General features: G+C 46.6%; 4 protein-coding genes. All 4 read right to left on the bottom strand.

Going from position 1 to position 11,887, the window contains the following annotated elements:
* Positions 1-65 precede the first annotated feature (65 nt).
* Positions 66-1,490, bottom strand: a complete 1,425-nt coding sequence (locus tag QUA07_RS11215; protein WP_333324992.1) for a response regulator — start codon at positions 1,488-1,490, stop codon at positions 66-68.
* Between the two features lie 7 nt (positions 1,491-1,497).
* Positions 1,498-5,442, bottom strand: coding sequence for a PAS domain S-box protein (locus QUA07_RS11210; RefSeq protein ID WP_445305883.1), 3,945 nt, complete (start codon positions 5,440-5,442; stop codon positions 1,498-1,500).
* A gap of 450 nt (positions 5,443-5,892) precedes the next feature.
* Positions 5,893-8,634, bottom strand: a complete 2,742-nt coding sequence (locus QUA07_RS11205; protein ID WP_445305882.1) for a family 10 glycosylhydrolase — start codon at positions 8,632-8,634, stop codon at positions 5,893-5,895.
* A 393-nt stretch (positions 8,635-9,027) separates the two neighbouring features.
* Positions 9,028-11,766 (bottom strand): DEAD/DEAH box helicase, encoded by a 2,739-nt coding sequence (locus QUA07_RS11200; RefSeq protein WP_333324987.1) that lies wholly within the window; start codon positions 11,764-11,766, stop codon positions 9,028-9,030.
* Positions 11,767-11,887: the final 121 nt, after the last annotated feature.

Below are 11,887 nucleotides of genomic sequence, written 5' to 3'. Positions count from 1 at the left end.
TCCGGGGGCTGGCATCCTGGATGCTTTCGGTCAGAGGGAATCTGCCCCCTACAGGTAAGTTTTGTTTAATAAATTGGCAGCGAGACTGTAAAAGTTGTCTGCCCCGGTACAGAATCTACAGCGATTGTGCCTTCGTGTTTTTCCACAATTTTTCTCACAATATCCAATCCCAAACCGCTACCTTCGCCCGCAGATTTAGTCGTAAAAAACGGCTGAAAAATTTTGGTAATAACTTCTGAGGGAATACCTTTGCCGTTATCAGTAAACTTGAGGAAAATATTTGCCTCTTGCTGCCGAGTTTCAATTGTCAAAATACCTTTATAATCCATTGCTTGCAGGGCATTATGAACGAGATTAGTCCAAACTTGATTTAAGTCATCGGGATAGCACATAATTTGGGGTAAATCTCCATAGTTTTTAACTACTTCTATACCGTGTTTTAGCTGATTTTGATAAAGGGTTAATACGGTTTCAATGCCATCATGCAAGTTCGCCTGGACTTTTTCTGGTTTGCTATCAAAATGAGCGTAGGTTTTTAAGGCAAATACTACTTTTCCCGACTTCGCTGTCGCTCTTTGTATCAGACTAATACTTTTTTTAAAGCTCGCAAACTGGTAAGCACTATTTAAAACTACTTCCCAATCCGGCGATTTAAAAAGTGGCAAGAACTCTTCTATATTTTCGTAGATTTCCATGTCAACTAAAGTATCCGCAATTTCCTCGGAGTTTTCCACAGCTTCTGCCATCAAATCCGCCGCCAACTGCTGTTTAAATTTACGTTTTTCTCTGCTTGTGAATAAAACTTCTTGATGGGTTGTTCTGTACAGTAAAGCTAAAAAATAAGCTTTGCTTTCCTCAGAAAGTTGTTGATAAATTTCAGGAAATTTTTCTAAAAACTCGTCAGAAAAATTAGCTATATTATTAATAGATGAACCTATAATTCCCAGGGGGGTATTGATTTCGTGAGCAATGCCGGCAATCAGTTGTCCCAGGGCTGCCATTTTTTCCGATTGAATCAAATGCTCTTGGGTGGCTTGCAGTTCCTGCAGCGCCGCTGCTAAATCTTGATTTTTTTCTTGCAAAGTTTGTTGCAGTGAACAAATTTTTAAATGAGTTTCTATCCGGGCTAAAACTTCTTCAACCTGAAACGGTTTAGTAATAAAGTCAACTCCGCCCACTGCAAAAGCTTTAACTTTATCCAGCACGTCATTGATCGCACTAATAAAAATAACAGGAATGTTTTTGGTAATTTCAGAATCTTTGAGTTGCTGACAAACTTGATAGCCGTCCATTTCCGGCATCATAATATCCAGCAGCACTAGATCCGGGGGTATTTTTTGAGATGCAGACAATGCTAGCTTGCCATTGGGTACGGGGCGAACTTGATAGCCTTTTTCGCTCAAAATTCCTGCCAGCAACCGCAGGTTTTCTGGCGTATCGTCCACTACTAAAATATTAGCTCGATTGGTTTTAGGTGAAGTTGAATTCATCGGGTATTTACTGTTTCTCGCTGAGTTCGATTATGTTCAAAATTCTGTCATATTCAAAATTATTAATGCAATCTTGAAGCTTGCCCGCAAGAGAGGGATTGACAGTGCCGATTTGTGCGATCGAAGTTGCGATCGCCTCCATGTCCACACTCAAAATATTTTGCTTGAATTGGGCCATCCAGTCTGGAGAAAGAGAGGCGAAAGCCTCCGGTGTCAGCACCTCTTGACTTGACTCCTCTACACCTGTGGCACTTACTGCGGTTGGATCTTCATAAATATAGCGTACTCCTAAATGTTTTCCCATTGCCACAAAAATGTCCTCCTCTCGGAATGGTTTCCGCATAAAATCATCGCAACCCGCCGAAAGAATCACCGCCCGTTCTTCCTCCAAAACGCTAGCAGTTAGGGCTACAATCGCCGTTGCTTGCCCGCCAGTTGTAGTTTTAATCTGTTTGGTAGCCTCGTAGCCGTCCATGACAGGCATTCTCATGTCCATCCAAATCAGATGCGGTTCCCACTCCATAAAAATATCAACCGCTTCTTTACCGTTATTCGCTTCTCTCAACTCAAATCCGAGTGGACTCAGAAGTTTTACTAACAGTTGGCGGTTCAAAGGTTTATCGTCCACAATTAGCAAGCGATAACTCGGCTGATTCGGTTCGAGGGCAACAACTCGACGTTGAGTTTTTTTGCTTTCAATATCAGCAGCTTCAACCAGATGAACTTGGATATCAAACTGAAATACTGCACCCTTTCCGATCTCGCTGCTAACAGTAATTTCACCTCCCATTAATTGCACGAATTGGCGGCTAATAGCTAAACCTAAACCCGTTCCTTCCTGAGAATCTTTACCTGTTTTCGTCTGCACGAATGCTTCAAACAACTGATGGATTTCCTCAGCAGCAATGCCTGCACCAGTATCTTGAACTTCAAAATGCAGCCAGTAGCGGCCGGGTAATTGGTCAGTGCTGTTTTTATGTATATTCCGTCTTCCTCCTTTGACTTGCATCGACACTCCCCCTTCTGAAGTAAATTTAATTGCATTATTGAGCAAATTAATTAAGACTTGTCGCAATTTAACTTCATCAGTACAAATGTAATGGGGAACTTCGGCGTCTCTGTCGAAGATTAACTGCAAACCTTTTTGCTCAGCTTTGAGAGCAAACATATCTTCTAAATCGTCGATTAGTTGGTAGAAATCGAAGTTTTTTTCATTAATAGTCGTGCGTCCGGCTTCGATTTTTGACAAGTCTAAAACTTGGTTAATTAAAGCCAGTAAATGTTCACCACTCCGCAGGATAATTCCAACATCTTCTTGATTTTCTTGAGACAACGTTTTACTGCGAAGCATGACTTGAGCAAAGCCGATGACCGCGTTCAGGGGCGATCGCAATTCGTGGCTCATATTGGCGAGAAACGTACTCTTCGCTTTGTTTGCTGCTTCGGCCGCTTCTTTCGCCTGCTGCAGTTTGATTTCCGCTTGTTTGTTATCAGTAATGTCTTTAATAAAACCTTCGTAGTAAAGTAGATTGCCTGCTTCATCGCAGGCAGCGCGACAATTTTCCGAAATCCAGATTATGCTGCCATCTTTGCGGTAAATTTCCGATTCAAAATTTGATAATATCCCGTACTCGTTCATCAGCGCTGCAAATTCGTCGCGGCGGTTCGGTTTCACGTAAAGCTGGTTATGGAAATTCGGCTGTGCTGCTATTAATTCTGTCGGCGAGTCGTAACCGTAGATGTTAGCTAAAGCGGGGTTAGCGCTGATGTATTTCCCATCAATAGCAGTTTGAAAAATTCCATTCAAAGCATTTTCATAAATGTTGCGGTACTTTTCTTCTGCTTCCCGAAGGGCAGTTTCTGCTTTTTGGCGCTCGGTAATATCGCTAGAAATCGACAAAAAACAAGCTTCTCCGTCAATATCGATGGTTTCTATCGACAGCAGTGCCGTTCTTTCTGTACCATTTTTATTGCGAAACCTCAGCTCATAATTGTGAAGAGCCGTCTTGTTTTTTAACATTTGAATCATGCGATCGCGCTCTGCTAAACTCGCCCAAAAATTGAGTTCTACCGCTGTTTTGCCAATGATTTCTTCGTGACTGTACCCCATCATCCGACAAAAGCTCTCATTGGCTTCTATGTGGCGACCATCGCTGATTCTAGTCAGGGTAATCGCATTAGGGCTTAAACGAAAAGCTTTAGAAAACTTTTCTTTTGCCTTGGCAAGATCGGCGGTACGTTCTGCAACTTGCAGTGCTAAATTGTCGTTGTATTCCCTTAATACTTTCTCCGCTAGTTTGCGTTCTGTAATATCTTGAAAAGCACACATTCCATAGATAATATTTCCTTGGGCGTCATAAATAGGAGTTCCCGAAATTTGCATGGGAACAGTTTTGTCAGCCGAGGAGATTTCAATGTCATCAACAGTGACACTTTTGCCCTGTAAAGCATTTAACATTGGGTCGCGTTCCGCCGGATAAATTTCCTGAGTTCCAGCTAAATAAGCTCCGTAGGATTGGCGCAAATTTTCGGAATTTGTTGCCACAATTCCTTGACCTAAAAGCTGCTCTCCTATAGGATTAATGTAGTGAGCTTGACCGTTTGGCTCTGCAATAAAAATCCCTAGCGGTACTGCATTAAAAAATTGTTTTACTCGGTTTTCGCTTTCCGACAGAGAAGTAAATGAATGCTGCAATTGCTCGGCCATGCTGTTAAAAGCAGTGGCAAGTTCTCCGAGTTCATCTTCGCGATTCAGAGTGAGCTTTGTATCCCATTCATTCCGCGCCAAAGCTTTCGCCGCCGCATTCAATCTTAAAATCGGCCGCACCACCCATTTAGCAGTAAGAATCCCCAGAATTGTCGCCCCAATCAAAGCTGCAACCGACAGCAAAAAAGTCGTGCGCGTATTGGCGTTAATTTGTTCCATAAAGTCCGATTCTGGCACAACTACTACAATCAGCCAATCCAACCCTCGATCGTCTTTAAAAGGAGCTACCTGAATAAAATTTCGCTTGCCATCAACATCAAAAGTAAGTTGTTGAGAATTATTGATTTTAGCTAAGCTATCGTAGGATTTATCTAAATATTGTGCAGTTTGGCTAATTACCCGATTCTCGCTTTCTGAAGCTTTAATGCGCCTTGTTTCTTTACCTTCCACCACGAATTCTGGACTCGCCGTTGAAGTGGCAATTAACATCCCCGATCGCTCCATGACAAAAGTTTGTCCTGATTTTCCTATTTTTAGGCTAACCAGAAATTCTTTGATTCTGGAAAAGAGCAAATCGCTGCCAGCTACTCCTAACAATTTGCCAGCATCGTCATAGATAGGCAAAGCAGCAGTAATTGCCAGTTCCCTCGTCAAAAAATCTGTATAAATTGGAGTCCAAATAGGTTTTTTTGCGGCAGTGGCAGCTAGGTACCAAGGACGAGTTCGCGGGTCGTAAATATTGGGTGAAATTTGGACTAATTGAACACGGTTTCCCTGAGAGTCCGCAGTATATCGACCTAATTTATTGCCAGTAGAGCTGTCAGCAGCAGATATCAAAATCCCATCTTTAGTGCGGATTGCTCCAGAGTGTTCTCCATTTTCTTTGCCTGTGTAAATGATGCTGATCGAATCAAAATATTGAATTTGTTCTAGGAAATGATGTTCTAGTTTTTGCTTGTCTTCTAGGTTCAACTGCCCCAGTTTTATGCCTTGAACGTTCAGGTGATTGACAATGTGGGGAATTGACATATAATGTTCCATGCGGTCTTTGATGCGATCGCTAATTTCTCCCCGCAACTGAGCGGCAACATCGTTGACTGCCCGCTGACCGTTTTGGAAAGATAGCCAACCTACAAGTCCTACCGTGCCGACAATTTGCACTAAAAAAGGAACCACGAGCACCGTTTGTAATGGAACTTGGCCGATAATTTTTGTAGCTAAACTATTGAGGGGTTTAGGAAACATATTCATCCTCAGAGGAATTGGGCATTGGGAATTGGGCATTGGTAATTGTTGGGAGTTTTGAGTGTAAATTATGTTCCCTTTGCCCTTCCTTTTATCCTTATGCTGTAGTTTACTGACGACAGTACCGTCGATCAATTTATATCAAAATAGCGTATTTCTACTCAGAGTTTTTTCGTAACTACTGATACAGATCATTGGGCGCGATCGACCTAAGTCGAAATCATCTGATCTATTGCACCATTCTCAATTACTTATTTAGGAACAGGCTTTCCGGCCTGTTCCACAAGAGATGAATTTTATTGTGGAACAGGCTTTCCGGCCTGTTCCACAACAAGTACATTTTCTTGTGGGGTGGGCATCCTGCCCGCCCAGGGAAGGGTTATTGAGAATGGTGCAACATCTCATTTGAACAAACAGTAGCTAACAAGCACACACCCCAAAAATCTGTATTTATCTGCGATTCAACTCCATCCTTTCGCCGTAGCGTAAAAGCATATCCAAACTCTCCAAACGATTTTGCCAAGTTTGCACCTGATAGCTATTTTCCGCAGAATGCAAGCGCATCGAAGATTGAAATTGAGATTGAAAACTCCTTAACAATCTTTTAGTAGTTGCTAAACTTTCGGTAGAAGGATTTGCCGCCAACTTGCTCAAAGCTTGCGCCAATTCATCCGCTCGACTTTGCAAAACTTTCAGTTCAGATTCGGACACCCGCAACTGATTGTTAGCCAATAAAAAACTCCATTCCTGCTTGAGAGCAGTATACCGCGAAGCCGCCGCCGCAAACGGCTGTCGGTAAGGAATCGGCTCCGCAGCAGAAGTGGAACGCACTGGGGTGCCTTGAGTGCGGTTAAAAAACCCCTGCATCCCGCTGCTGATACTTTCCACCGCAAAAATAGCATAGCCCCCTGTTGGCAAATCGCGTAAAGCTTGGATTTGGTCGATCGCCACAACTTCCGGGAGAGTCAACAACTTAACCGACGGAGAAATCAAAGCCGAACCCAGAATTTGTTCATTTACCAGCGGTTCGGTGATGCGCTGAAGTCGGTTCGTATCCAAAGCATAAGTCATCGGCACAATCAAATCTACAATACCTTGACGAGCCCAAACTTCCCAATTTTGCTGAATTTTGTAAATCCGCTGACTTTCCGGGTGCGGAAACACTGCCACCGACAGAATTGTGCGCGGATAATTCTGCCGCAAAAGCTGAGAAACTTCAGCTACAAAACTATTAATTTGATTAGTTTTAAACTCAACCCACTGCCGCCACAAACTGCCGTTTCTGGGGGAAATATTTACGGGATCTGCACCAGTCAACTGCCTAAATTGCTGCCTCGCAGCAATACCGTAACCGTAAGTAAAATTCGCATTGTCATCTTGAAAAGGATAGCGAATATAGTCTAATTGCACCCCATCTACTTTGTAGTTATTGGCAATTTCGTTGACTATTTGTAGCAAATAATTCCGCGCTTCCGGGTTCGCAGGGTCGAGATAAAATTTACCATCGTTAGGATTTTGCGTGCGTCCTTTATTGTCAATATTTGCCCACTGTGGATGGGCGGAAAGTACCGGGCCTGGATAAGAGCTAGGCTGGCCAATTAAAGTATTGTGGCGCTTATTTCCTGTGGCAAAAACCCAAACCCAAGCGTGCAGTTCCATGCCTCGCTCGTGAGCTAATTTAACCGCAGATGCCAGCGGGTCCCAGCCAACAGTCAGGGGATTTTGTTGCGGTGCAACTTGACTGGGATAAATGGTATATCCGGCATTCAAAGTTTCAAAGAAAACGGTATTGATACCGGCGGCTGCGAGCCGATCGAACACGGAGGCCAAACCCTGCTCAGATCGCGCTGCGACGATCGTCCCGCGATCGAGCCAAACCGCCCGAATTTCCGCCCCAACCCGCTGTCCTTCCTTCGGGTAATTTTCCCACAGCAACTGCCGCGCTTCCACCCACTGCTTTCTAGCCTCCGCGTAGTTTTGCTGTTGCAGGAGTTGGTCGAAAGTTTGCAAAACCTGCCGCGCTTGGGCGATCGCCCGCACCCTGATCGCTTGCAGAACAGGGGGGCGACCGGCTGCCGGGCCACCTCCGCCCTGTTCTGCCGCCACCAGTTGAGGGGAGGTAGCAGCATTGAGATTGATGGCGGTATTGGCTGAATTAGATGCTGTCAGGGCGCTTTCAAACCTGCCGAGGAGGTTAGTGAGTTCTTGGCGCATCAAGTACGCTTCAATGCTGATGATCGGCTTATTGGAATTTGGCTGCACGTCCAAACCCGCCGGCGCCGACTGATCCGAAGGGTCTGTAAAAGTTGCAGGTACTGGATCGGAAAGCGAGCCAGAGGGAGAAAGTCGGCTCAGCGGGGTAGTACGCGGCAAACTAGGGCTGTTTCTAGTGACTCTGGAGGGGGGAGTTGGCAGTGGGGTCGCGGCCGCAGTGGGCGGCGCTACAGGCCCAGAAGCGATTGTGCCTCCCCAGCGGGCGATCGAGGCTTGCAGCCAAGCCTTATCTACATTTGCCGAACCGTCGCTACCCCAGCGCCAGCCGAGATAGGTAGCGCGATCCGTGGCGATGGCTGCTGAGGAACCGGAACTATCTTTCCAGGTAGCAATAGTTTGACTGTTCGCATCAGCCGGAATCAAGACACCGCCTTGGACTGAGGCATTTTGTTGGACAGCGGGTATCCAATTGCTAGAAGCGGTGCAGGCGAGATCCCGACAGCGGCTGCGTGGTTGTGGCGTCGCTGGCTGGGTTAACGGAAAAGCCCAATAGGCCCCAAGGAGCGATCGCAAAGATTGGCGCACCAAGGCCGGGGAACTGCGGCCGACGGGGCCCGAAGCAATCAAGCGGCCACCCTGGGAGGCCCAAGCTTCTAAAACTTTAATTTGTGCCGGAGTCAAAGTTTCAATGTTGGGCAAAAACAGCACGTTAACGCCTGTTAAATCCGCCGTACTTTTGATTGCTTCGAGATTGATTGGTTTGTAAGCAATGCCGCTTTCCCAGAGGCGCGTGGTAATCTTTACCCAGTCGGGAGAATTCTCGGAACTGCGAACAACGCCCAGAACTACTTCTGCGAAACTCGGAGAGGGAAATAGGATGAAGAGATTGAGTAATGTACTCGCTAGAGTTCCAATTAAGACTTTTTGCAAGAAAGTGAAAAAGCGAATTTTTTGAACCTGGGAGCAGGCATCAGGCATTTGAGCGGGCTTTTTGATTTGTTGCATCATAAAATAGGAGAATTACCCAGCGCACCGTTTCGGAAAATTTCAATAACAATTAAGATCGATCGATCCGCACCATACAATTTTCTATCCTGCCCTGCAACCTGAATCAGGAAAAAGTGCGATCGATCGATTTTAGATTTTAGATTTTAGATTTTAGATTTTGGATTTTAGATTTTGGATCTATTCCTCATGACAGTTGACAGTTGACTGTTTGGACATTTTTGCATTTAAACAATACCGATGCCACCGGAAACGATTTTAGATTAAAACCTGGGTGCATTTGGGTTGAAAAACCAAAAATACAATTTAGATGCCAACAGCCAACAGTCAACCGTCAACAGCCAACAGTCAACTGTCAACACTTTTCTAAGTAGCAGCTTCATTCACCGGAAATCTATCGATTAACTGCATCGCCCGACAAGCATTCCTCCGCAAAGCATCCGAAACATGAGGAACATGAGGAATCTGAGACAAGAAATCCAAAGTCCGGCGCAAAATCCGCACCACATCCCCTTCATCCAAACTCGTATGGCTAATCAGTTCCAGCCATTCAACGCCCAGAGCCCACTGTTCGACCAAAGTCACTAAATCCCGTTCCAGCCAAATCGGGATCGCAGCTTCGTGGCGGTACTGCACTTGAAACAATCGGCGGCGTAGGCCTTTTTGTAGATTGTCCAAAGGTGCCAAAACTTCCGGCGATAGCGAGTAGTGAGTCCAACTGTCGGGCCGAGAAACTTCTGTAACTAAGGCCGCACAAGCTGCAGCGAGGTGGTGGGGGTCGAGTTCGTCAAACTCGGCAGACATTAGGGACAAACCCAGCCACAGTTCGTTATCGCCACGAATGGCGGCGCAAGCTTGGCCCAAGACTGTGGGCACTAACCTGTCGGAGGAGTCATCTCGGTTTCCCGTTGCCGAAACTACTTTTTCCAAGCAGCCGAAATTCAGCAAGATGTCGATTAAGTTGAGAAATTGCTCCCAGTAGCGAGCTCGTTGCTTTTCTAAGTCTTGTTCGCTTTTGCGGACTTCTTTTTTCAATTCTTCCCGGCGGCGCTGGCGTTTGAGCAAAGTACCGGGATTGCCCCATTCTAGAACCGGGTGAATTTCTAGCTTAGCTTCTACGGCAGCGATTTTCTGTTGTTGCTCGATCGCCTCTGGGCTCGGTTCCGGTGCGGGCAATTGTGGGATCGATGCAGCAATTGAAGCAGTTTCTTCAGTTCCCAAGCGGCACTGGCCTAGTCTCAGGGGCATTTCCGACGGCGGGTTCAAGGTATCTGCAACGCTCAAGCGGGGTAATTCGGCGTGCAGGGTAGCGACATCGCTAATGGCGACGATATACCAGCGGTTATCTTTGCCCAAGCACACCAAATTTGGTGCTTGGCCAGAACCTGGGATTTTGGCAACCAGTACGGCGGGTACAGGAGTTGTGTGCGATCGTTTGGCTGTCGGAACGTGCTTGCCTTTGAGGCTCAGAACCGTGCCTAGCACTGCAAAAGCCACAGCTACGGACATCTCCTTGAATCTGGCTTCTTCAGCTTGCTGCAAGAGAATTTTCAGCAAACGTTTGTCTTCTTTGAGTCTTGCCTGCAATTTTTCGTAATGGGCGAGGTGTTTTTCCAGGGTGGAGACATTTCCTCCGGCTGCCAGGGACTCTTCGAGTACCGCCAATTCTGTTTGCAATCGGTCTAATTCGGATTGCTGCGGCTGCAAGTACAAGGTAGATAGGTATTGACCGAAACTCCGTTCTACCAACTCTTGAGCTTCGTCGAGAGTGTGGGTTTGCAGCAAATTCAGCACCATGCCGTAGCTGGGCGTAAACTGACTGGCGAGGGGGTCGGCTTTGGCTGTTGCCAAATAAGAAGCTTCTTTTGCGCCTTCAAAGCGCGTCTGAACTGCGACCACGTGCCCCAGCTTGTCCATCCCCCGCCGACCCGCCCGACCGGCCATTTGCAGGAATTCTGAAGCGTTTAGCAGTCGGTGTCCCTTGTCGGTGCGCTTGGACAGGGTGGAAATGACTGTGGTGCGGGCGGGCATATTAATCCCGGCTGCTAGGGTTTCGGTGGCAAATACGACTTTGATCAAACCTCTGCCAAAGAGTTCTTCTACTAAACCTTTCCAAGCGGGCAAAATGCCTGCGTGGTGGGCGGCGATGCCTTTTAAAAGTGCTTCTTTTTGACCGAAGCGTTCTGCTTCTGGGTTTCGCTGTAAAAAATCGTCAATGATGCGTTTGAGTTCGGCTGTTTCGGCTTCGTTAACTAGGGAGAAATTGCCGACTTCTGCTACTGCTTGGTCGCACCCGCGACGGCTGAAGATGAAGTAAATTGCTGGTAGCATATCTCGATCGTCCAACCGGGCCAAAACATCGGTCAAACTCGGAGTGGGAATGCTGCCTCTTTCTACTTTTTGCCCCTTCTTTTTGGGGACTAACCGGACATTCGCTCTTTTGCCGGTCTCGTCTAGTAGGGGAAATATCCCTTTTTGGTTGGCGAAGTGGAATTGCAGCGGTACTGGCCGAAAGTCTGAGTAGACGAGCTCTGTGGGCCCGTGGACTTTGTTAATCCAGTCTGTGAGTTGGTCGCTATTGGCAACGGTTGCTGAGAGGGCGAGCAGTTGAATTTCGCTCGAACAGTAGATGATCGATTCTTCCCAGACGGTACCACGCTGGCGATCGTTCATGTAGTGACACTCGTCGAGTACCACGGTTTCGACTCCGGTGAGGGAAGTACCGACTTCTCCGATCGGCGTACCGTAGAGCATATTCCGAAATATTTCGGTAGTCATCACCAAAATCGGTGCATCTCGATTGACGGAGATGTCGCCCGTTAGCAAACCTACGTTGTCGTCTCCAAATTGACTGCGGAAGTCGCGCAGCTTTTGGTTAGACAAAGCTTTGAGGGGAGTGGTGTAGAAGACGCGCCGCCCTCGGTCGAGTGCTTGATGGATGGCGTATTCCCCGATTAACGTTTTCCCAGAGCCTGTGGGAGCGCACACGACAACGGATTTACCTGCATCGAGGGCGGCGATCGCCTCTCTCTGAAAGTTATCTAGCTCGAATGGAAATATGGTCTTCAGATCCAGCTCTGGGCGGTTCTGGGCAGTGTCTGGCACAAGGATTATTATAAGGTTGCAGGATAAGTATGCTTAAATCTTGCTGAAAGCAAGTCAGCAGAGGACTGTATTGATTTTAGACCAACGCCCGCAAATCGGCTATTAAGGAATAAGTCTGTTG

The organism is Microcoleus sp. T3_A4 (genome assembly GCF_036700465.1).
Taxonomy (GTDB): Bacteria; Cyanobacteriota; Cyanobacteriia; order Cyanobacteriales; family Microcoleaceae; genus Microcoleus.
Note: the sequence above shows the minus strand (reverse complement) of the source record. Positions and strands in the feature narration are given on the sequence as shown.